This is a genomic window from Bacillus sp. CH30_1T, assembly GCF_008364765.1.
GTDB lineage: Bacteria > Bacillota > Bacilli > Bacillales > Bacillaceae_B > Rossellomorea.
In genome coordinates, this window is the sequence record NZ_VTUY01000005.1 from 131865 (window position 1) to 155048 (window position 23184).

The following is a 23184-nucleotide window of genomic DNA, read 5'->3' on the forward strand; positions in this document are numbered from 1 at the left end:
CTCTGAACTTTATTTTTTTTTACTATATATCATGTACATTTAGAAGATTCATGCGAATCATGAATCGACATATAGCATGTAAAGAATCAGAAGGAGTGAGTTGATTGTCATTGCGTGAAGAAGCTCTGCATATGCATCGGGTAAACAAAGGGAAATTAGAAACAACATCCAAGGTGGAGGTCCGGAATGCGGAAGACCTGAGCCTGGCTTATTCCCCAGGGGTAGCAGAACCGTGTAAAGTCATTTATGACAAGCCTGAAACGGTTTACGATTACACAATGAAAGGGAATATGGTAGCCGTTGTTTCAGATGGCACGGCAGTTTTAGGTCTTGGAAATATCGGACCGGAAGCTTCCTTGCCTGTTATGGAAGGTAAAGCCGTTCTATTCAAGAGCTTTGCGGGTGTTGATGCGTTTCCGATCTGTTTGAACACAACGGATGTGGACAAGATTGTAGAAACGGTTAAACTTCTTGAGCCTACCTTTGGAGGAGTGAATTTAGAAGACATAGCAGCTCCGAATTGCTTTGAAATTGAAGAGCGCTTGAAGAAAGAAACCAATATCCCTGTGTTTCATGATGATCAACATGGTACAGCCATTGTAACCGTGGCAGGTCTAGTGAATGCGCTCAAGATTGTTGGGAAGAAGATGTCAGAAATCAAAATAGTGGCAAATGGAGCCGGTGCTGCGGGCATGGCGATCATTAAGCTCCTTTATCGTTATGGTGTGAGAGACATCATTATGTGTGATTCCAAGGGAGCGATTTACGAAGGTCGTCCCGAAGGAATGAATGGAATCAAGGACGAAGTAGCCAAGTTTACGAATCGTGATCAGATCAAAGGTGGACTGACAGAAGTACTAAAAGACGCAGACGTATTTATCGGTGTTTCTGTAGCAGGAGCGTTAACAGAAGAAATGGTTGCTTCTATGAAGCAGGACCCGATTATTTTCGCCATGGCCAATCCTGTTCCTGAAATTATGCCTCAATTGGCAAAAGCGGCTGGAGCAAAAGTGGTCGGAACCGGTCGATCCGATTTTCCGAATCAGGTGAATAATGTCCTTGCATTCCCGGGCATTTTCCGAGGGGCACTGGATGTTCGCGCGACTCATATTAATGAGAAGATGAAACAAGCTGCTGTTGAAGCGATTGCGGCTTTAATTGGAGAAGACGAGTTGAATGAGGATTACGTCATCCCTGCACCATTTGATAAGCGTGTTGCACCTGCTGTAGCAGCTGCAGTTGCAAAGGCCGCCATGGAGACGGGAGTAGCCCGTTTAAAGGTGGATCCGGAAGATATTCGCAAAAAGACAGAAGATTTAGCGGTAATCGGGAAGAGTGAATGATGACAGAAGTGAACTCTCTCCATTCCCACGCTAAAGTATATATTGGAATTGTTCACCAATTACGAGAAATGATATCTAAAGACGGCCTCAAGCCCGGCGATAAAATCCCATCTGAAAGAGAGCTGTCCGAACGTTTGAACGTTGGGCGCTCTTCTGTAAGGGAAGCATTACGGGCATTGGAATTGTTGGGCCTGATTGAAACCAAAAGAGGCGAAGGTACCTTTTTAAGGGATTTTCGGGATCATCACCTCATCGATTTATTAGGAATGTTCATCCTCCAGGACCACAAAGCCCAGGAAGATATTCTTTATACGAAAATGATGATTGAAAAGGAAGCGCTGAAAGATCTATTTTCAGAAAAAAAGAAGATGGATGCTCTTTTGGAGAAAGTGTCAGAAGCGGAAAACCTGGATGATGTGTTCAGGGACATCGTGATGATGAACGCCAATCATTTGGCTCAACGGATTTGGAATATCTTAAATGATTTTGAAACGTTGATTTGTGGAGAAATCAATATAACCGATCAAATGAGAGAAGAGATTACCCGAATGCTTCAAGGGATAGAAAACCAAGATAAAGAAACCGTGCAAGAGACGTATAAAAGGGTTAGGGAAATTGTCGATAAGGATGCGACAATATCCAACATCTTTTTTTAAAACTTTCCATTAAACTGATAGGCAAGCAGTTATATAGCGTGCATTTACTACTAGAAACGAAAGCGGAAGCTGTCCCTGGGAAATTGATTTTAAGTATTTATCACCTTCATTTTTTCCTTCAGAAGACGTATAAGCTACTGTAATTAGTTAAGGAGGTTTCACCTTGCTTAAGGAACTTTTTAATAAATCCAAAAAGAAAAAATATGCAACGATTCCTTCTGAAGCGGCTAAACATGACGTTCCAGAAGGAATCATGACCAAATGTCCTGATTGCAAAAAGATCATGTACACGAAAGAACTTCAAAAAAACTTAAAGGTGTGCATTCATTGCGGATTCCATCATGGGATGAGCTCACCAGAGAGAGTCGATAGTTTTATAGATGAAGGTACCTTTAAGGAGCTTGATCATGATCTTGTTTCCGGGAATCCACTGGGCTTTCCTGATTATGAAGGGAAAGTAGAAAAGGATCGTAAGAAGACAGGTATGAATGAAGCAGTATTAACTGGTTCAGGTAAGGTAAACGGAATCGAAGTGGTTACGGCCATCATGGATTCACGCTTCAGAATGGGAAGTATGGGCTCTGTAGTCGGTGAGAAAATTACGAGAGCCATCGAAGAAGCCGACAATCGAAAAGTCCCGTTCATTATCTTTACGGCATCAGGAGGCGCGAGAATGCAGGAAGGTGTCCTTTCCTTGATGCAAATGGCCAAGACCAGTGTAGCCCTTAATCGATTAAGCGAAAATGGAGGACTCTTCATCTCTATCATGACGCACCCAACGACAGGCGGGGTATCCGCAAGTTTCGCGTCCGTAGGGGATTATAATTTTGCTGAGCCTGGTGCACTTATTGGCTTCGCAGGCAGGAGGATCATTGAGCAGACGATCAGGGAAGACTTACCGGAAGACTTCCAAACATCCGAATTTTTATTGAAACATGGTCAACTTGACGGAGTCATCTCGAGGCTCGAGTTAAAAGAGAAAATCGGGACAGTACTTGATATACATCAGTGGGACGGTGATCTGCCATGGTAAATGAGATGGAATTTGAAAAGCCTGTACTTGAGCTCAAGAAAAAAATAGCCGAGCTGAAGGAGTTCACTCAAAATTCAGACGTCGATTTATCAAATGAAATCGAGAAATTGGAGAGCAGGCTCACGAAGCTTGAAAATGATATCTATGAAAACATGAAGCCTTGGGAAAGGGTTCAGGTAGCACGACATCCCAATCGCCCGACGACGCTTGATTATATCGGCTATCTCTTTACGGATTTCATCGAAATGCATGGAGACCGTCTTTATGGGGATGACGAAGCCATTGTTTCAGGCGTAGGGAAATTTCATGATGTCCCCGTAACCATCATCGGACACCAAAGAGGGAAAGATACGAAAGAAAATATTCGCCGGAACTTTGGAATGCCTCATCCGGAAGGTTACCGAAAAGCCTTACGCTTGATGAAACAAGCGGACAAGTTCAATCGTCCGATCATCTGCTTTATTGATACAAAGGGTGCTTATCCCGGTAAAGCGGCAGAGGAAAGAGGTCAGAGTGAAGCCATTGCAAGAAATCTGGTAGAAATGGCAGGCTTGACTGTTCCCGTTATATGCATGGTCATTGGTGAAGGTGGTAGTGGAGGTGCCCTGGCACTGGGAGTCGGAAACCATATTCATATGCTTGAAAACTCCACTTACTCCGTGATTTCACCTGAAGGGGCTGCAGCCATACTGTGGAAGGATTCCACACAAGCGAAACGGGCAGCTGAATCCATGAAGATTACAGCACCGGATTTGAAGGAGCTTGGAATCATTGATGAAATCGTCACGGAAGTCAAAGGCGGTGCTCATAAAGATGTCGAAGAGCAAGCACAATATATCAATGATGTATTAAAGGCATCCTTGAAAGAATTAATACCAATGCAGAAAGATGAATTGATACAGCATCGCTATGATAAATTTAAAGCGATGGGTGAATATTCTGTTTTAAATGATTTAATTGGGGTACAATCATAATGAACTATGGACTGACAAATAGGAAATACCATTTGTCAGTCTTTTTCATTAATTTTCCATCAAATTAAAGATTTGTGACGGTATTTTGAAGGTTTTAACAATTAAAACGCTTCCATTTAATAGATTATTTCGTCTTTAGCATTTCCTTCGAGTAACTTGTTGAGAACCTTGAATCTTCGTGTTATTTTAGAAATAATCCATAGTCTATTGGTCCATAATAATGTAATGAATGCAACAGGATAGATTGTTCCATTTTTCCTTTTCTTAGATATATGTGAAACCATTAACAAGTTGTATAATTCATTTACATATAAAGGCATATTTCTTAATGAGGTGATCGTAGTGAGAAAGATTGGTGTATTAACAAGTGGTGGAGATTCACCAGGTATGAATGCAGCCGTTCGTGCGGTTGTGCGTAAAGCTATTTTTCTTGATATTGAAGTGTACGGTATTTATCAAGGATATAACGGATTGATCAACGGGAACATCAAGAAGCTTGAACTAGGTTCTGTTGGAGATATCATTCACCGTGGCGGAACGATGCTGTACACAGCCCGCTGTGAAGAATTCAAAACCAAAGAAGGTCAGAAAAAAGGCATCGAGCAATTAGAGAAGCATGGAATTGAAGGTCTTGTTGTCATTGGTGGAGATGGATCGTACCAAGGAGCAAAAGCTTTAACTGAATGGGGATATCCATGTGTGGGTGTACCGGGAACGATTGATAACGATATTCCGGGAACTGAATATACAATCGGTTTCGATACAGCTTTGAACACGGTCATCGACGCGATTGATAAGATTCGCGATACGGCAACCTCACATGAAAGAACATTCATCATTGAAGTGATGGGACGTAATGCAGGAGATCTTGCCCTGTGGTCCGGTCTTGCAGGCGGTGCTGAAACCATCCTGATTCCTGAAGAGAAATTCGATCTTGATGATGTCGTGACCCGCTTGAAAAAAGGTCAGGAGCGCGGGAAAAAACATAGTGTCATCATTGTGGCAGAAGGTGTCATGTCGGCAAATGAATTTGCTAATCGTTTCACCGAAGCTACGGGAATGGATACACGTGTTTCTGTCCTCGGCCATATTCAGCGTGGTGGAACACCAACTGCATCTGATCGCGTGTTAGCAAGCCGTTTAGGTGCACGTGCAGTAGAGCTGTTGGTTAAAGGAAAAGGTGGAAGAGCAGTAGGGATTGAGAAAAATCAACTAGTTGATTACGATATTATTGAAGCACTTGCCAAGCCACATCAAATCGACTTGGACATGTACAGACTTTCCAAAGAGCTTTCAATCTAAATTGTTGTAAGATTTCAGGAGGTAAAGAAAATGAGAAAAACGAAAATAGTATGTACGATCGGTCCTGCAAGTGAGAGTGTAGAGAAGTTATCACAACTGATCGAAGCCGGAATGAATGTTTCCCGCTTAAACTTTTCACATGGTGACCATGAAGAACATGGACAGAGAATTGTCAATATCCGTGAAGCAGCCGAAAAAGCCGGGAAAACAGTCGGGATCCTTCTCGATACAAAAGGTCCGGAAATCCGTACGAATAATATGGAAGATGGAGCAATCGAATTAACTCAAGGTTCAAACGTCATCGTTTCCATGAAGGAAGTACTCGGGACAACTGAGAAATTCTCCGTTACATACGAAGGATTAATCGATGATGTTCATGTTGGTTCGAAAATTCTTCTTGACGATGGTCTAATTGGATTGGAAGTAACGGAAATCGATAAAGCGAACGGAGAGATTCATACGTACGTTGCCAACAGCGGCACTTTAAAGAATAAAAAAGGTGTAAACGTACCAGGTGTATCCGTAAACCTTCCAGGGATTACGGATAAAGATGCACAGGATATCGTATTCGGTATTGGGCAGGGAGTCGACTTTATTGCAGCATCATTCGTTCGCCGTGCCTCTGATGTACTGGAAATTCGTCAATTATTGGAAGAGCATGACGCTTCCCACATTCAAATCATCCCTAAGATCGAGAATCAAGAGGGTGTAGACAATATTAATGAAATCCTTGAAGTGTCAGACGGATTAATGGTGGCTCGTGGAGATCTTGGTGTGGAAATCCCTGCTGAAGAAGTACCATTGGTTCAGAAGATGTTGATCAAAAAATGTAACTCACTGGGTAAGCCTGTCATCACGGCAACTCAAATGCTTGATTCCATGCAGCGCAACCCTAGACCGACAAGAGCAGAAGCAAGTGACGTAGCCAATGCGATCTTCGATGGTACAGATGCGATCATGCTATCTGGTGAAACAGCTGCAGGTACGTATCCTGTTGAAGCGGTCCAAACGATGCATAACATTGCTTCAAGAGCGGAAACAGCCCTTGATTTCAATGATATCCTGGCGGCACGCAGCAAAGACAGTGAGCATAATATGACGGATGCCATCGGTCAATCTGTAGCGCATACGGCTCTTAACCTTGATGTCAATGCGATTGTGGCCCCAACGGAAAGCGGGCACACAGCACGCATGATTTCTAAGTACCGTCCAAAAGCTCCAATCGTAGCAGTAACGGGAACAGATTCCGTATCACGTCGATTGGCACTTGTCTGGGGTGTTTACCCTACAGTTGGACGTAAAGTGACGACTACTGACGAAATGCTTGATATGGCAGTAGAGGAAAGCGTCAATTCAGGTATGACGAAGCATGGAGATCGCATTATCATCACAGCTGGTGTTCCAATCGGTGAATCAGGAACAACCAACCTGATGAAAATCCATGTGGTAGGCGACGTCGTTGCAAAAGGTCAAGGAATCGGCCGTAAATCTGCTTATGGTAAAGCCGTTGTAGCGATGTCTGCAGATGAAGCAGTGAAAAATACTACACCGGGTTCTGTTCTTATTACCATCGGAACAGACAAAGAAATGATGCCGGCCCTGGAAAAATGCTCGGCTCTTATTGTTGAAGAAGGCGGTTTGACAAGTCATGCAGCGGTAGTTGGAATCAATCTAGGGATTCCTGTAGTCGTTGGTGTGGACAATGCCACTTCTCTATTCACAAATGGTCAGGAAATTACAGTAGACGCTACTCGCGGTGTTATCTATAACGGTCACGCAAGCGTATTATAAGTTGAAATGTGAAAAAGCCAGAGTCTGGAAATGGACTCTGGCTTTTTGTGCGTAAATAAGACTGTTCATGCGGTAGGAGTTACCGGTGTTCACAATTTGGCACGAGTTTAGCTGAAAGTGGCGCAAGTAAGATTGAAAGTGGCACAAGTTTAGCTAGAAGTGGCACAAGTTAGATTGAAAGTACCGCAACAATCGTTTAAAAGTGCCGCAACCAGCATTGTAAGTAATTCACCTCAAAAGGTGAACACGTACTATAAAACCGCCTGCGATGATAATAGTCATAACTCGCCAAAAACACATTCAAATTAAGCAAACCCCCACATAATACGCAAAATCTCAAATATGTTATAATTAAAGGAAGCAAGTATTAAACTAAAATGGAGGAATCCATCATGAGATATATGTTGTTATTATTGATTATCGTACCCGCTTTTGAAATTGGGTTATTGGTTCTTTCCGGACAAGCCATTGGTCTCGTTCCAACGGTTCTATTGATTATCACTACAGGGATTTTAGGAGCTTATTTGGCGAAAAAACAAGGAATGGAGACACTCAGAAAAGCGCAGCAGGATATGCAGTACGGTCAGTTGCCTGGAGATGCCATCATTGATGGATTGTGCATTCTGGTCGGAGGAGTCGTTCTGTTGACGCCTGGTTTTATCACCGATGCCATCGGATTCCTGCTATTACTTCCACCTACACGTAAAATGTTCAAACCGTTCATTTATAAGCTATTCAAGCGGTGGATCAATAATGGGAATGTGATCATATACAGATAATACAAAAAGCACTGCTCACGGGGAGCAGTGCTTTTTCCTATTTTACACCCATAATAAACTTCCACGTATCTTCAAAAACACCCGCTCTTTTGAGAGTGGATAGAATGACTAGTACAACCGGGCCAACGATCAATCCAAGAAACCCGATGAGCTTAAAGCCGACAAAGAGAGCAATCAGGGTGGCGAGTGGATCGAGTCCGATGCTTGAGGACAATACTTTTGGCTCCATAATTTGACGCTGTACCACGACAACTAAATAGAGAACGGATAAACCGATACCTAATCCGACGTTCCCTGTAATAAACTCATAAATGATCCAAGGTACGAAAACCGCTCCTGTACCAAGATACGGTAAAATATCAACGAGACCCGTTACGAGTGCAATGGTGATCGCATAGTCCACTCTCAGTATGATCAATCCGATTAACACGATGATAGCCGTGATGGATATGAGGGTGAACTGTGCTCTAATAAATCCGAACAGGGCCCTTTTCAGATCGATGAATACTTTTCTCCCGCTGCTCATCGCCTTTCCAGGAATGATTTTCTCTGCTTTGGCAGATAATGTATACCAGTCCTTACTAATGAAAAACGTGGCTAAAGCGGCAAAAATCAGGACGGATGCCGCGTTGGGAATCCATGAAATCAACTGAGGCAATTTGGTGAAAAAGTTTTGCAGGAAATCCCCTGCAGAAGTGGCGATTTTTGTTCCGGCGGTCTGGACATTTTCTAATATGGTATCCTGCTGTCCGGCTTCAAGGTTCTTGAATAATCCTGATAGCTGGTTGTATAGTGGAATCACATGCCCTACGACGAAATCCTCAGCAAATTTGACCAAGGTCTGCACATGCTTAGGAAGCTCTTCTGCTAAATAATTCGCACCGGAAACAATTTCAGCAATCAGTAGGGTGATAAGACCTGCAAAGATCGCAACGATCAATATGAGAGATAAAGCAACTGCCCATATCCTCGGCAGCCATCTTTCAAGCCAATTCACTAGAGGATTGATGAGTAACGCGATGGCAATGGCAATGATAAACGGATAAGCAAGCTTCCATATGTAATAGAGTGAAATCAAAGAGAGCATGACAATGGCTAAAACGATCAGGAACCGGATCGTTCGATAAACATATTCTACATTCAAGGGCTTCCCTCCTACCCGATCTTCTACTTCTATTTTAAAGGAGACAGGAAATGAAAGGAAGTTTAATTTAACGAGGTTGCTCAATTTTACAACAAATGATAAAAGTTGATATGGTAGGATAATGATTACGAAAGGAAGAGGTTACTTATGTCACAGGCATTCATGTTTTTGCTGCTCCTATTGGGAATTGGATTCGCTGCAAAAAACCAGTCCATTATTATAGCCGTAACATTTCTAATCATTTTTAAGCTGGCAGGTATCGATGAAAAAGTGTTTGCGGCCATTCAGTCCAAAGGAATTAACTGGGGTGTTACAATCATCACGATTGCTGTATTGGCACCAATCGCTACAGGTGAGATCGGATTTAAAGACCTGTATGACTCATTAAAGTCCCCTTATGCGTGGATTGCCCTCGCTTCTGGAATGGCGGTGGCCTTAATTGCGAAGAGCGGGTTAACGCTGCTGGAAGAGGACCCTCATATTACGACAGCTCTTGTTCTCGGCACCGTCTTAGCTGTGGCATTCTTTAAAGCAGTAGCTGTCGGACCGCTGATAGGAGCAGGTATTGCTTACCTCGCGATGAAATTATATGAGTTGTTCTTATAGAATACCACTGGAGTTCGTGCCGGTTGAAGAATTTATCCTCCACATCTCTGATGAGAGTTTAACTCTGATTATACATCTTCGACATATTTAGTGCTTTTATAACAGGAGGAGAAACCCCTGTAACCACTCCGTTTGTAAGCCTCAATGGCATGGTTTATTTTTCTAGAAAAATAATTTTTATAGAAATTGATGCGTTTTCATTCACAAAAGTCAGATAATTGTTTATAATAGGAAATGTAAGCGCATCCCAAGCTCTCGTGACATCATAGGAAGAGCCGGGAATCATTTTTTGTATAGGAATTGAGCAATCGCTCAACCTTTATTTATGTTCTTTTTAAACAAGCCTACTGATTTTTTGATAGTCATGTAGGGTTTTATGCTCATATGAAAATGGGTAAAGAGAAATACTTAACAAAAGGAGAGGTTATTATGACAGCAACTCGCGGGTTAGAAGGGGTTGTAGCAACAACATCATCCATTAGTTCGATCATTGATGATACTCTTACATATGTTGGCTACAACATTGATGATTTAGCAAATAATGCCAGTTTTGAAGAGGTTATCTACTTATTATGGCATCTGAAATTACCTACTTCATCAGAACTTCAGGAATTTACAGAGCTATTAGCAGATAACGCTGAATTGCCTAAAGAGGTCATCGAACACTTCAAAATGTACAACATCAAGGAAGTCCATCCTATGGCAGCTTTACGTTCTGCCGTGTCTTTACTTGGATTATATGATGATAAAGCAGATGTTATGGACGAAAAGGAAAACTATTTAAAAGCCGTTCGACTTCAAGCGAAAATTCCTACAATCGTAACGAGCTTTTCCCGAATTCGCAATGGACTAGAGCCGATTGCCCCTCGCAAAGATTTAGGATTCGCTGCTAATTTCCTATATATGTTAACCGGGAAAGATCCCGAGCCGGTTGAAATTGAGGCATTCAATAAAGCGCTTGTTCTTCATGCGGATCACGAGTTAAATGCTTCTACATTCACTGCACGTGTATGTGTCGCAACTCTTTCTGATGTGTATTCAGGCGTCACTGCTGCGATTGGTGCTTTAAAAGGACCGTTGCACGGTGGAGCAAATGAGCAAGTAATGAAGATGCTTACTGAAATTGGTTCGGTTGATAAAGCAGAATCATATATCCTGGACAAACTAGAGAAGAAAGAAAAAATAATGGGCTTCGGTCACCGTGTATACCGTCAAGGAGACCCGCGTGCCAAGCACCTTAAAGAAATGTCTAAAAAATTAACTGAATTAACTGGACAAAGTAAATATTACGAAATGTCCGTTAAGGTGGAAGATGTATTTACATCTAACAAAGGCTTACCGCCTAATGTTGATTTCTATTCAGCATCCGTTTACCACAGCTTAGGCATCGATCATGATCTATTCACTCCGATCTTCGCTGTAAGCCGTGTATCCGGTTGGTTAGCTCATATTCTGGAGCAGTATTCAAACAACCGCTTAATCCGTCCTCGTGCTGATTATGTAGGGCCCGGCAAGCAAGAATATGTGCCTGTAGAACAAAGAGGTTAAACATCAATATTTACAAAAGGTGAAAATATTGGTGTAATGAATAAGGGAAGGGGACTGACTCTAAATGCATAAGGCACTTATGGGTCATCCCCTTTGATAATGAATAAATGGAGGTTACATAATGACACAAGGTGAAAAAATTACAAACCAGAACGGCCAGCTTAATGTGCCAAACAATCCAATTGTCCCATTCATTGAAGGTGACGGAACGGGCCCGGATATTTGGGCAGCAGCTCAACGCGTTTTAGATGCTTCTGTTGAAAAAGCATATAAAGGTGAACGCAAAATCTCTTGGAAAGAAGTATATGCAGGAGAGAAAGCATTCAACAAAACAGGTGAATGGCTTCCATCAGAAACTCTTGATGCGATCCGTGAATACTTCATCGCAATCAAGGGTCCACTTACAACTCCTGTTGGGGGCGGAATCCGTTCATTGAACGTTGCGCTACGCCAGGAATTAGACCTGTTCACTTGCCTGCGTCCTGTACGCTATTTCGAAGGTGTTCCATCACCGGTTAAGCGTCCTGAAGACACTGACATGGTCATCTTCCGTGAAAACACTGAAGACATCTATGCAGGTATCGAATATGCAAAAGGTTCTGATGATGTGAAAAAATTAATCAGCTTCCTTCAAGATGAAATGGGTGTTAACAAAATCCGTTTCCCTGAAACTTCTGGTATCGGTATCAAGCCTGTATCTGAAGAAGGTACAAGCCGTCTTGTTCGTGCAGCGATCAACTACGCTATCACAGAAGGCCGTAAATCAGTAACGTTGGTTCACAAAGGGAACATCATGAAGTTCACTGAAGGAGCTTTCAAAAACTGGGGTTACGAGCTTGCCGAAAAAGAATTCGGCGATAAAGTATTCACTTGGGCTCAATATGACAAGATCAAAGATGCTGACGGATTGGAAGCTGCAAACAAAGCACAATCCGAAGCTGAAGCAGCTGGTAAGATCATCGTGAAGGATTCAATCGCTGATATCTTCCTACAGCAAATCCTTACTCGTCCGGCTGAGTTTGATGTAGTGGCAACAATGAACCTAAACGGAGATTATATCTCTGATGCATTAGCCGCTCAAGTTGGTGGAATCGGTATTGCGCCTGGAGCAAACATCAACTACGAAACAGGACATGCAATCTTTGAGGCGACTCACGGAACAGCTCCTAAATATGCAGGTATGGATAAAGTGAATCCTTCATCTGTCATCCTTTCCGGTGTGCTTATGCTTGAGCACCTTGGTTGGACAGAAGCTGCTAACTTAATCACAAAATCCATGGAGAAAACTATCGCTTCTAAAGTCGTAACATATGACTTCGCCCGTCTAATGGATGGAGCAACAGAAGTGAAATGTTCTGAGTTCGGTTCTGCTTTAATCGAAAACATGGGATAATTTTAATTTAAAATAGGGACGGGGTGCTTCGAACTGGAGCACTCCTTCCTTTACATAATGACACGAATAGGAGGAATTATGATGGCTATTAAACGTAGAAAAGTATCTGTTATCGGTGGAGGTTTTACAGGGGCGACTACAGCACTGATGCTTGCTCAGAAAGAGCTTGGAGATGTTGTACTGGTAGATATTCCTCAAAATGAAGACCCGACGAAAGGGAAAGCGCTGGATATGCTTGAAGCGAGCCCGGTACAAGGATTTGATTCAAACATCATCGGTACTTCCAATTATGAAGATACAAAGGATTCGGATATCGTTGTCATCACTGCAGGGATTGCCCGTAAACCAGGAATGAGCCGTGATGATCTGGTTCAAACCAATCAAAAGGTCATGAAATCAGTCACGCAGCAAATCGTTAAGTATTCGCCAAATTGCTACATCATCGTTCTGACAAACCCGGTGGATGCTATGACATATACAGTATTCAAAGAGTCCGGGTTCCCTAAAGAGCGCGTAATCGGACAATCCGGCGTTCTGGATACAGCCCGTTTCCGCACATTTGTCGCTCAAGAATTAAACCTTTCTGTGAAAGATATTACAGGGTTCGTTCTTGGCGGCCATGGGGATGACATGGTTCCTCTTATTCGTTACTCGTACGCTGGAGGCATCCCTCTGGAAACATTAATTCCTAAAGACCGTTTAGACGCGATCGTCGAGCGTACCCGTAAAGGCGGAGGGGAAATTGTAGGCCTTCTGGGCAACGGAAGTGCTTATTATGCTCCTGCTGCTTCACTTGTTCAAATGGTAGAAGCCATCCTTAAGGATCAACGCCGTGTCATCCCTGCCATTGCATACCTGGAAGGTGAATACGGTTTCGAAGGTATCTACCTGGGTGTTCCGACCATCCTTGGTGGTAATGGACTGGAAAAAATCATTGAACTCGAACTAACCGAAGAAGAGAAAGCTGCACTCTCTAACTCCGCAGACGCTGTTAAAAACGTGATGTCTTCTTTGGCTTAATACACGTTCAATCCAAAACTGGCTTCCTTATTGGAGGTCAGTTTTTTTGTAGGTGAATAGGGGTTACTGAAAATCGGATAGCTGAAATCTCAAGCGTTTTCTTTTTTCGTTATGGCGTACTTAAACAGAATATGGAATGGGAGGAGTTATGTGCTCTGGATAAAGTATGGTTTGATTGCAATCATTGTTTTTGTTTTTATTTCAATGATTAATTTCCTTTTGAGGAAGTTTCTTAATATTGAGAAAGCAAAAAGAGAATTGTTTTCCTATAATCATATAAACCAATTACATAGTAAAGTCGATAAATGGATAAAACATATTTCTGTAATCACTCTCATCACTCTACTTTATGTTTTATTGTTTTATTATGAAGATTTAACCTACCTATTTTTAATTGCAGTAGTCTTTTTTCATCTATTAGACTATGCGGTTAGAGGATACTTCGAGTGGAAGTATTCAGAATACCCGAAACAAGCTATCTTAACTTTTTCGGAAATGACTATCCTTTTTATAGCATTTATCATTGTGATTCGAATTTATTTACTTGGTTCTTATTAATATGACAGAGAATTTTTGAAATAATATTCCTAAAAGTTTAAGTTATTATTTTAAAAAAAGAACATACTCAGTAAGTTGATTGTAGCGGAAGGTGCTCGACTCCTGCGGGAATAGCGGGAAAGTTGAGACCCCACAGGGCAAAGCCCGAGGAGGCTCAACTCACGCCCCGCGGAAAGCGAGCACCTGGAGCGGAAATCAACCACTACATACTTATCGAGGAAGTTTAATCAACTAGACTTTGAGATATGATGTTAAATTAAAATAAACCTAACGCGTAAAAACTCTTTGTATGGAAACCCTATAAATGATAAAATATTAATAGACAGATAATAAAAACAATTTTTATTATTTAAAATTGTAATCGTTTACATACTCGGAGGTGCTTCTTATGTTATTAGGGAAAAAGAGAAAACTGGGAAGAAGAATTGAAGAAATGACGATTGGTGAAAAGCTGACCCTTACAGAAAAAATAGAAGATAACGAACTGCTTCTATATTTAGGGCTCACAAATGATGCCAATCCATTATACATCCAGCATGACTATGCTTCTCAAACGCCATTCAAAAAACCGATTGTTCCTTCAATCATGTTAACGGGGATCATCACATCTGCCGTTTCTAAATATCTACCGGGTCCGGGTTCCCATATAGTAGAGCAAAACATTGAATTCCCTAAACCGGTCTATCATTACGCAACAGTACAATTCCTGTTTGAAGTGACGGAAGTGGATCCTAACACTCATTTGGTAACCATCGATGTAACAGCTACGAATGAAGAAGATGAGAAGGTCATCAACGGTACCATCAAAGTATGTCCGCCTCACCGATTAGAGAAAATGAATAGCCATGCATTAGAAAACTTCTAAACACCTGAAGGAGGCTGAGACAAAAGTGTTTTAGCCTAAGTAAAACCCGAACCAATATGCTTCCTAGTAGGCAGATTGGTTCGGGTTTATTATTTATTTTCGATCCATTTGATTTAAGCTGTTTCCAGCGGTTGATTGGAGTGCAAGACGAAGACTCCTGCGGGAAAAGTAGCTTGTGTGAGACCCCGCAGGCTTGCCGAGGAGGCTCACGGGCTACCCGCGGAAAGCGTAGTCTTGCACGGAAATCATTAGCGGTATTAAGAACCCACACTTCTATTGTTCGTCTTTAAATCGTGGTATTTTAGTTTTGCCATAGCTCTTTTTATTATGCAAAAAAATGATAATGAAAGCGGGAGAAGTGCATCATATTAAAGAATAGAACAAGGTTTGGTCGGTTTAGTAACGTACGGCAAGAAAACTAAAAAGTATTAAATCTCTCTAAATGATGGTAACCCTCCAGATTTATATTATAATGAAAGTACAATTACATAATTACGTTGGATGTTGGGGTTAATTTTCTTTTGTATGGAGGCACAACAAATGAGCAAAAAAATCTTGGTAGTCGATGATGAACAGTCTATTGCAACACTCTTAAAGTACAATCTTGAGCAATCAGGTTATTCCGTTACAACGGCACATGATGGTGAAGAAGGAAGGGATAAAGCGATTGAGCAATCCCCGGACTTAATTATTCTTGACCTGATGCTTCCTTCCATGGATGGAATCGAAGTGTGTAAAGAACTGAGACAAAGGAAGATTAATATCCCCATTCTTATGTTAACGGCTAAGGATGACGAATTTGATAAAGTTCTTGGACTGGAGCTTGGGGCAGACGACTATATGACAAAGCCGTTCAGTCCACGTGAAGTGGTTGCGAGGGTCAAGGCTATTCTAAGACGCAGTCAAGCCATTCAGGAAGCGGCGGAACCATCTTCCATTGAACCGACAGATTACAAGGTAGTGGGTGAATTAAAGGTTTATCCAGAACAGTATGAGGCTTATTTCCAAGGTGATTTACTTGAATTGACACCTAAGGAATTCGAACTTCTTTTATATCTAACAGACAATAAGGGAAGGGTCTTAACGAGAGATCAGCTATTAAGTGCTGTATGGAATTATGATTTTGCCGGGGACACCAGAATAGTGGATGTTCATATCAGTCATTTACGGGAAAAAATAGAATCCAACACGAAAAAACCAACTTATATAAAAACCATCCGTGGGCTTGGGTATAAATTGGAGGAGCCTAAAAATCGATGACCAAGTTTAGAACAAAACTTCTTTTTGCTCTAATCACCCTGATCATCGCTGTATTGATAGGGCTTGGTTTGCTTCTAGGTCAGATTTTTAAGAATTTCTATCTGGATACATTTAATTCCCGGATTCAAAAAGAGGCAAGGTTACTGGCTAATTCCATTGAAGAAAACGGGACACCGAAAGAAATCGATCCGGAGATGATCAAAGAATTGAGTGACATATTGGATGTCAGGATTACGATTCTTGATAACTCAGGAAGTGTAGTCCATGATTCGGAAACCTCGGAATCACTGGTTGGTCCTCAGCAAAAGAGGATAATAAATGAAATCCAGGAGAACTGGGATGTAAAGCAAAAGCATAGAAAACTGGTGACTTCAGGTGTGGAGTACAGATATTATTGGTACCCGCTAAAGGGCGGGAATAACCAGTTAAATGGACTGCTTATCATGAGTACCGAGGTAGAAGCCTTCGAGAAAGGAATACAGCAAATTTGGTTTGTGCTATCCATTTCCTTAGGTCTTGCCTTAATTCTCATTATCATTTTGGGATCGAGAATCACGGTGAGGTATACAAAACCCATTGAATCGGCAACGAATGTGGCAATGGAGCTCGCCAAGGGGAATTATCGGGCGAGGACATATGAAGACCGCCTGGATGAAACGACTATGTTAAGTACCTCCATTAACATTCTCGCCCGTAATCTGCAGGAAATGGTGAATTCCCAGGAAATGCAGCAGGATCGCTTAACGACGCTGATTGAAAACATGGGGAGTGCCCTACTCTTAATTGATCATCGAGGTTTTGTTGTATTGACGAACCGGACGTTCAGGGACTTCTTTAATCTGAAAGAAAGCCAGCTGAAAAAAGTCAGATACCATGAGGTCATTCACTATCAGGAAGTGAATAAGCTTGTGGAAGAAATCTTCATGACAGAAGAACGTTTAAGAAAGCAGATCCTTCTTCCTCATAAAATAGAAAGAAAGCATTACGAAGTATATGGGGCTCCTATCATCGGTCATAACGATGAGTGGAAAGGGATTGTCGTGGTATTCCATGACATCACGGAGCTCAAAAAGCTCGAGCAAATGAGAAAAGACTTCGTAGCGAATGTCTCTCATGAGTTGAAGACACCGATCACATCCATTAAAGGTTTCTCGGAGACACTATTGGATGGGGCGATGAATGATCCCGATACGTTAAAGTCTTTCCTGGATATCATTCTGATGGAAAGCGACCGCCTCCAATCCCTTATACAAGATTTATTGGAATTGTCCAAGATTGAAAAGCAGGGGTTCGAGCTTTCCCTGCAAGAAGTTGAGATTGCCGGTTTAATTGAAGACGTGATTCCGATTTTGAAAGAAAAAGCGAAATCAAAAGACATTTCCCTCCAAACATTCTTTGAGTCAAGGGGCCATGCGGAAGTCGACTCCTACCGACTAAAGCAGGTTTTCATTAATCTGGTCAGTAATGCGATCGTGTACACTCCAAAGGGCGGGAATGTCTTGATTTCAGTGACGGAAGATAAAGAAATGGTTCATGTGAGCGTCAAGGATAACGGGATGGGAATCAGTAAAGAAGAACTTCCCCGCATTTTTGAACGATTTTATCGCGTGGACAAAGCAAGAAGCCGTAATTCTGGCGGAACGGGCTTAGGTTTAGCTATTGTGAAGCATATTATCGAAGCTCATGAAGGAAAAATTGAAGTAGACAGTGAAGTGAATGAAGGTACGACGTTTACTGTCTCCTTATACAAACAGTCTTCAAGCTATTCGTTGGGTGATGGGACGAGCAAATCTTAGTAAGTTTACAATTATTTTACATTGTATTTACAATAGGTTTAAATCCTGTTAATAAAAGGGTGTTACGATACTAAGTGAAACCCCTTCATCCAAGGTGTTAAGAAAAGGCGAGAACTAACCCCGTTCTCGTCTTTTCGCTTTTTTATTTTGAAAGCGTTTACTCCAGAATGAATGCGGGTGTGGTAAAACTTTACTTGCCAGCTGACGGGTGTTATTCAGTTAGGGATCCAGTCTCCTTAAGTCCACTAAATGAAACTCCCTCTTATTGTCATCTTCTCTTAATATTCTTGAAACCTTTTTGTAGTAAGTCCGTATATCTTAGTAGGAGATTAATAAGATATAGAGATAGAAAAGGGAGGGCGCATATGAGTTTAAAACGAATTTACATGGTGACAGGGATGGTTGTGGCAGCCATTATTTTAATTGTTGTGTTATTGACTTCCTGGTATACCGTTGATGAATCAGAACAAGCGCTTGTATTGACATTTGGAGAAGCGGGAGAGCCGGTCGTTGAGCCTGGGCTGCATTTCAAGATGCCTTGGCCGATGCAATCAGTAGAAATCCTGTCTAAAGAAACCTTCAGTCTGCAATTTGGATATGAAGAAAAAGACGGGAAGATAAAGGACTTTCCGAAAGAAACGAAAATGATCACGGGAGATGAGTACATCGTTCTCGCTGATCTTGTGGTTCAATGGAAAATCACGGATCCTGAAACCTACTTATTTAACTCTGACAACCCGAAAGAAATCCTTTATGATGCTACTTCTTCTTCTTTAAGAAGCATTATAGGGAGCTCTTTGATAGATGATGCGTTAACGTCAGGAAAAGCTGAAATCGAGGCGGAAGTAAGAGATTTATTAACCACCCTGATTGATGATTACGATATTGGTATTTCCATTCTTGCAGTGAAATTGCAGGATGTCGAGCTGCCGAATGCAGAGGTTCGATCAGCTTTTACAGCCGTAACGGATGCAAGGGAAACCATGAACACGAAAATCAATGAAGCAAAGAAATATCGGAACCAACGATCAAATGAAGCACAAGGTGAAAAGGATGCGATCATGTCTAGGGCAAAAGGGGATAAAATTGCACGTGTGGAGCAGGCCCGTGGAGATGTAGCCGTATTTGATAAGCTATATAACGAATACAAATCGAATCCTGAGATTACGAGAAAACGACTCGTGTTAGAAACCTTGGAAAATGTTCTTCCGAATGCGGAAATCTACATTATGAAGGACAGTGGAGAAACATTGAAATACTTCCCGATTCGACAACTTGAAAATCAAAACGGCCCGGTGAAGCAGGAAGGGAGTGAAGAGAATGAGTGATCAAAACGTCTTTGACATCAATCAAAAGAAGAAAGAACCTGTCGAGTGGAAGCGTTATACAAAATTAGGAATCTTCCTTGTCATTCTCGCTGCAATCATTCTTCTGCTGTTTACCAGTCTCTTTATTGTCAAAGAAGGAGAGTATAAAGTCGTCCGTCAATTCGGGGAAGTAGTGAGAATAGACAAAGAACCCGGTTTGAAATATAAGATCCCGTTCATTCAGTCTGTTACTACCCTGCCTAAGCATCAAATGACGTATGATGTAACGGAAGCTGAAATCAATACAAAAGATAAAAAGCGGATGCTCATCGACAACTATGCTGTGTGGCGTATCGAAGACCCACTTAAAATGATCAAGAATGCAAGAACGGTCATTAACGCAGAGACAAAAATGGAAGAATTTATCTACTCAGTCGTCAGGTCGGAGCTTGGACAATTAGAATATGATGAAATCATCAATGATGAAAAGTCTTCCCGGGGAAGCTTGAACGATCGGGTAACGGACAAAGTGAACGAGCTTCTTGAACGGGATGGATACGGAATTGTCGTGCAGGATGTCCGCATGAAGCGTACGGATTTACCGGAAGCTAATGAAAACTCTGTCTATACGCGAATGATTTCAGAACGTGAATCAAAGGCCCAGGAATACCTCTCAATGGGAGATGCCGAGAAACAACGAATCACCGCTGAAACAGATCGTGAAGTGAAGGAACTGCTGGCAAAAGCAGGGGCAGATGCAAATGTCATCAGGGCAGAAGGAGAATCTGAAGCGGCACAAATCTACAACAAATCGTTCTCCAAAGATCCTGATTTCTATGACCTATATAAAACGCTGGAAACATATAAGAAAACAGTGGATGATAAAACGGTTATTATCTTACCATCTGACTCCCCGTATGCAAGGCTGTTGATGGGGTATACAGAATAAAAGAAGAAACTGTTGAAGATTGAGTAATCTCATTCTTCAACAGTTTTTTCAATTTTATGTTCCGTTTTTCGAAAAACCACGAAGCTCCATAGAGGCGACTCTATTCAAAATGAAATCAAAATCTACTTAGTGGACTTAATAAGGCCCCCATTTTTCCTTTCATTCCCCAACATGATAGAATAAACATATAGATTCAGAAGCCTTTACAGGAGGTACTTACATGTCCAAAAAATTAGTATTGATCGACGGCAATAGTATTGCTTACCGTGCATTCTTCGCACTGCCTTTATTAAATAACGACAAAGGTGTACATACAAACGCAGTATACGGTTTTACCACTATGCTGCAAAAAATACTCGAAGACGAAAAACCATCTCATATTTTAGTCGCCTTTGATGCAGGGAAAACGACTTTCAGACATAAGACATTTAAAGAATACAAAGGCGGCAGACAAAAGACTCCACCGGAATTGTCCGAGCAATTTCCATATATCCGCGAGCTTTTGGATGCATACGGAATTAAGCGCTATGAAAAAGAAAACTATGAAGCGGATGATATTATCGGAACGCTCTCTCTACAGGCGGAATCTGACGGGTACGAGGTAAAAGTGTATTCCGGGGATAAGGATTTAACACAGTTAAGCTCGAAGACTACGACGGTTTGTATTACAAGAAAGGGCATAACGGACATCGAAGTATACACCCCGGAGCATATAAAAGAAAAGTGGGAAATCACACCTGATCGCATCATCGATATGAAAGGCCTGATGGGAGATAGCTCTGATAATATTCCAGGCGTGCCGGGTGTAGGTGAGAAAACGGCGATCAAGCTGCTAAAAGAATTTGATTCCCTTGAAAAGCTGCTAGACTCCATTGACCAGGTCAGTGGGAAGAAATTAAAAGAAAAGCTCGAAGAAAATAAAGAACAAGCGATCATGAGTAAGGAACTCGCCACCATCCTAAGAGAAGCTCCAATCGAGATTGGTGTGGAAGAGCTGAATTATGATGGAATGGATGAAGGGAAACTAAAGGAAGTATACCGGGATCTCGGCTTCAACTCATTGCTTGAGAAGATGGGTGAGTCTACGCAAGAGGAGCCCCAGGAGCTTGATGATATCTCCTTTGAGGTAGTTGAAACCATCAAAGAAGAACATCTTTCAAACGAAAGTTCTTTATACATTGAAATGCTGGAAGAGAACTATCATCTCGGAGAAGTAATCGGGATGAGTCTGCACAATGAGAAAGGCACGATTTTCTTTACGCTTGAAACGGCATTGAATTCTGAAGCATTTAAGAAATGGGCTGAAAACGAAAGCGCAGCAAAATATGTGTACAACTCGAAGGAAACCGTCGTGGCGCTAAAGAGACAGGGGGTTGACATAAAAGGGATCGAGTTCGATCTGCTGTTAGCATCCTATATTATCAATCCTTCTGAATCCAGTGAAGACTTCGCTACTATTTCAAAAGGACACGGTCAGCCTTCTATTGAATCGGATGAATCGGTATATGGAAAAGGTGCCAAGCAGAAGGTCCCTTCCACTGAGATTCTATCAGAGCATCTTGCACGAAAAGCATTCATTCTTCATGAATTGAAGAACACATGTATGGAAGAGTTAAAAGAAAATGATTTATATGAATTATTTGCAGAGTTAGAATTACCCCTTGCCCTTATTTTAGCCGAAATGGAATTCACCGGTGTGAAAGTGGATCAAGAGCGTTTGCTCACCATGAAAGAAGAGCTTTCACACCGCCTGGAAGAATTAGAAAAGAACATACATGAGCAAGCCGGAGAGAGCTTTAATATTAATTCTCCGAAGCAGCTCGGCGTGATTCTTTTTGAAAAGCTGGGTTTACCTGTCGTGAAGAAAACCAAAACCGGTTATTCCACTTCTGCTGACGTATTGGAAAAACTGCAGTCCAAGCATGAAATCATTGATCATATCCTGCATTACCGTCAGCTTGGTAAGTTACAATCCACCTATTTAGAGGGATTATTGAAGGTTGTCCATAAAGATTCGAGTAAAATTCATACACGATTCAACCAGGCCCTGACTCAAACGGGCCGATTAAGCTCGACGGACCCTAACCTGCAAAATATTCCGATTCGTCTTGAAGAAGGTAGGAAGATCCGTCAGGCGTTCATTCCTTCTGAAAAGGGCTGGGTAATGTTTGCTGCAGACTACTCTCAAATTGAGCTCCGTGTACTGGCTCATATCGCCAAGGATGAGAAATTAGTTGAAGCTTTCAGAAATGATATGGACATTCATACGAAAACAGCGATGGACGTCTTTGGGGTGGCGAAAGAAGAGGTCACATCAAATATGAGAAGGCATGCGAAAGCCGTTAACTTCGGAATCGTGTACGGCATCAGTGACTACGGTCTTTCTCAAAGCCTTGATATTACCCGAAAAGAAGCAGGGGAATTCATTAAGAAGTACCTGGAAAGCTTCCCTGGTGTAAAAGAATATATGGATGATATAGTCCAGGATGCAAAACAGAAGGGCTATGTGACTACTCTCCTTAATCGCCGACGTTACCTGCCGGAAATCACGAGCCGTAATTTTAACTTAAGAAGTTTCGCTGAACGTACAGCGATGAACACGCCGATTCAAGGAAGTGCAGCCGACATCATCAAGAAGGCCATGATTGATATGGCTGCAAGATTAAAAGAAGAAAATCTTCAATCACGATTATTGCTGCAGGTGCATGATGAATTGATATTTGAAGCACCTGAAGAAGAAATCGAAGTGCTAAAGAAGATTGTTCCTGAAGTAATGGAGAATGCGATGGAGTTAGAAGTTCCATTAAAGGTCGATTACTCATACGGTCAAACATGGTACGACGCGAAGTAGAGTTTGATA

Annotated in this window: 19 protein-coding genes; 18 read left to right on the forward strand and 1 reads right to left on the reverse strand. The window is 41.8% G+C overall.

Annotated features, from left to right (window positions below; all coding sequences use genetic code 11):
* Window positions 1-104: 104 nt before the first annotated feature.
* The 7 genes from ystJ (at window position 105) to F0342_RS12180 (ending at window position 7878) form a co-directional block, all read left to right on the forward strand.
* Window positions 105-1343, forward strand: a complete 1239-nt coding sequence (gene ystJ, locus F0342_RS12150) for an NADP-dependent malic enzyme (protein WP_149156203.1) — start codon at window positions 105-107, stop codon at window positions 1341-1343.
* Window positions 1343-1999 carry a FadR/GntR family transcriptional regulator gene (locus tag F0342_RS12155; RefSeq protein ID WP_262481723.1) on the forward strand — a complete coding sequence of 219 codons (657 nt, stop codon included), beginning with the start codon at window positions 1343-1345 and terminating at the stop codon, window positions 1997-1999. The genes ystJ and F0342_RS12155 overlap by 1 nt, the downstream gene beginning before the upstream one ends.
* Window positions 2000-2162: 163 nt before the next feature.
* Window positions 2163-3032 (forward strand): acetyl-CoA carboxylase, carboxyltransferase subunit beta, encoded by an 870-nt coding sequence (accD, locus tag F0342_RS12160; protein WP_149156205.1) that lies wholly within the window; start codon window positions 2163-2165, stop codon window positions 3030-3032.
* Window positions 3026-4006 carry an acetyl-CoA carboxylase carboxyl transferase subunit alpha gene (accA, locus tag F0342_RS12165; RefSeq protein WP_149156206.1) on the forward strand — a complete coding sequence of 327 codons (981 nt, stop codon included), beginning with the start codon at window positions 3026-3028 and terminating at the stop codon, window positions 4004-4006. The genes accD and accA overlap by 7 nt, the downstream gene beginning before the upstream one ends.
* Before the next feature lie 342 nt (window positions 4007-4348).
* The gene (pfkA, locus tag F0342_RS12170) at window positions 4349-5308 is read left to right on the forward strand and encodes a 6-phosphofructokinase (RefSeq protein ID WP_149156207.1); all 960 of its coding nucleotides are present in this window, start codon (window positions 4349-4351) and stop codon (window positions 5306-5308) included.
* Between the two features lie 30 nt (window positions 5309-5338).
* Window positions 5339-7099, forward strand: a complete 1761-nt coding sequence (gene pyk / locus F0342_RS12175) for a pyruvate kinase (protein WP_149156208.1) — start codon at window positions 5339-5341, stop codon at window positions 7097-7099.
* A 392-nt stretch (window positions 7100-7491) separates the two neighbouring features.
* A complete protein-coding gene (locus F0342_RS12180; RefSeq protein WP_149156209.1) occupies window positions 7492-7878 on the forward strand; it encodes an FxsA family protein in 387 nt (128 codons plus the stop codon).
* 37 nt (window positions 7879-7915) lie between these two features.
* On the opposite strand, the gene ytvI is transcribed toward F0342_RS12180, so the two are convergent.
* Window positions 7916-9022, reverse strand: coding sequence for a sporulation integral membrane protein YtvI (gene ytvI / locus F0342_RS12185; protein WP_149156210.1), 1107 nt, complete (start codon window positions 9020-9022; stop codon window positions 7916-7918).
* A gap of 147 nt (window positions 9023-9169) precedes the next feature.
* Here ytvI and F0342_RS12190 point away from each other — a divergent pair, with 147 nt between their 5' ends.
* From F0342_RS12190 to polA, 11 genes are all read left to right on the forward strand, one after another.
* Complete coding sequence (locus tag F0342_RS12190) at window positions 9170-9628, forward strand: DUF441 domain-containing protein (RefSeq protein WP_149156211.1); 459 nt, start codon at window positions 9170-9172, stop codon at window positions 9626-9628.
* Between the two features lie 429 nt (window positions 9629-10057).
* Entirely contained in the window at window positions 10058-11176 is a 1119-nt protein-coding gene (gene citZ, locus F0342_RS12195; protein ID WP_149156212.1) for a citrate synthase, read from the forward strand.
* A gap of 121 nt (window positions 11177-11297) precedes the next feature.
* Window positions 11298-12569 (forward strand): NADP-dependent isocitrate dehydrogenase, encoded by a 1272-nt coding sequence (icd, locus tag F0342_RS12200; RefSeq protein ID WP_149156213.1) that lies wholly within the window; start codon window positions 11298-11300, stop codon window positions 12567-12569.
* Window positions 12570-12650: 81 nt separating this feature from the next.
* Window positions 12651-13589, forward strand: a complete 939-nt coding sequence (gene mdh, locus F0342_RS12205) for a malate dehydrogenase (RefSeq protein WP_149156214.1) — start codon at window positions 12651-12653, stop codon at window positions 13587-13589.
* Window positions 13590-13793: 204 nt separating this feature from the next.
* Window positions 13794-14147, forward strand: a complete 354-nt coding sequence (locus tag F0342_RS12210) for a DUF4181 domain-containing protein (protein WP_262481741.1) — start codon at window positions 13794-13796, stop codon at window positions 14145-14147.
* 388 nt (window positions 14148-14535) lie between these two features.
* Complete coding sequence (locus F0342_RS12215) at window positions 14536-15012, forward strand: MaoC family dehydratase (RefSeq protein ID WP_149156216.1); 477 nt, start codon at window positions 14536-14538, stop codon at window positions 15010-15012.
* A 540-nt stretch (window positions 15013-15552) separates the two neighbouring features.
* Window positions 15553-16272 carry a response regulator transcription factor gene (locus F0342_RS12225; protein ID WP_149156218.1) on the forward strand — a complete coding sequence of 240 codons (720 nt, stop codon included), beginning with the start codon at window positions 15553-15555 and terminating at the stop codon, window positions 16270-16272.
* Entirely contained in the window at window positions 16269-18068 is a 1800-nt protein-coding gene (gene pnpS / locus F0342_RS12230; protein WP_149156219.1) for a two-component system histidine kinase PnpS, read from the forward strand. Before F0342_RS12225 ends, pnpS begins: the two co-directional genes overlap by 4 nt.
* 365 nt (window positions 18069-18433) lie before the next feature.
* Entirely contained in the window at window positions 18434-19396 is a 963-nt protein-coding gene (gene hflK / locus F0342_RS12235; RefSeq protein WP_149156220.1) for an FtsH protease activity modulator HflK, read from the forward strand.
* Window positions 19389-20324: a protease modulator HflC gene (gene hflC, locus F0342_RS12240; protein ID WP_149156221.1), complete on the forward strand. Its 936-nt coding sequence runs from the start codon at window positions 19389-19391 to the stop codon at window positions 20322-20324. Before hflK ends, hflC begins: the two co-directional genes overlap by 8 nt.
* Window positions 20325-20544: 220 nt before the next feature.
* Window positions 20545-23175, forward strand: coding sequence for a DNA polymerase I (polA, locus tag F0342_RS12245; RefSeq protein WP_149156222.1), 2631 nt, complete (start codon window positions 20545-20547; stop codon window positions 23173-23175).
* Window positions 23176-23184: the final 9 nt, after the last annotated feature.